This window comes from Mesorhizobium sp. M7A.F.Ca.MR.362.00.0.0, assembly GCF_004023175.1.
In the GTDB taxonomy this organism is placed as follows: Bacteria; Pseudomonadota; Alphaproteobacteria; order Rhizobiales; family Rhizobiaceae; genus Mesorhizobium.
This window is the reverse complement of sequence record NZ_RZTF01000755.1, coordinates 570-1,251: the sequence shown is the minus strand read 5'-3', so window position 1 is coordinate 1,251 and position 682 is coordinate 570. Positions and strand designations below refer to the sequence as shown.

General features: G+C 62.0%; 1 pseudogene. It reads right to left on the bottom strand.

Going from position 1 to position 682, the window contains the following annotated elements:
• A pseudogene (locus tag EOC06_RS44615) lies at nt 1-682 on the bottom strand (recombinase family protein); the annotation flags it as partial.

Genomic DNA, 682 nt, shown 5'->3' with positions numbered 1-682 from the left:
CGAGGTGGGAAGGAATATCCCACAGACCCCGGCTGAGATTGTCGCTGTAGACTTTGGTGATGAGCCCCTGACGTCCCCATTGATGCACGGTGGTCTCGGCGATCTCGAAGCGTTCGGCCACTTCCTGGGTGGTGAGCATACCACAATCGCGCAGGCGCTGGCGACGACCGGGCAGGTTATAAGTTCGGCGGATGAAAGCGATTTTCTTGAGATTGAACGGCTTGCCGTCCCAGGTCCGCTGACCGCGTTCATTGAAGATGTCGGCGACCTCGCGATCGCAATAACGGTCGAGCAAGCGGTCGACCTCGGCGATCAAGTCGGGCTTGGATTTACGGATCTGGAAGATCGGCAGCGGCCGGTCCAGCGTCAAGGTTCGGGTCGCCCCGCCGGAGAGCCGCACGTTTGCGGTAATCGTCTCGGCCTTGATTAAGGTGACATCGGCGACCAGCAGCCGCAGGATACGCTTGCGCTCGCGGACATCGATGCGGGCATCGCTCCAGATCCGCGGGAACTGCTCGGCAAGATCGCGGACGCGTTGCTGCGTCTCGGCGTCGAGGGCGGCGGCTTCCTCGGGCGCGCGTCGTTCATAGTCCTCGACAACGTCGGTGTGGAGCCGCAGCTTCTCGTTCCACTCGGCCTCGAGAGTGTCGGCAACGAGGCGATTGTCGGGATCGACCTTCAT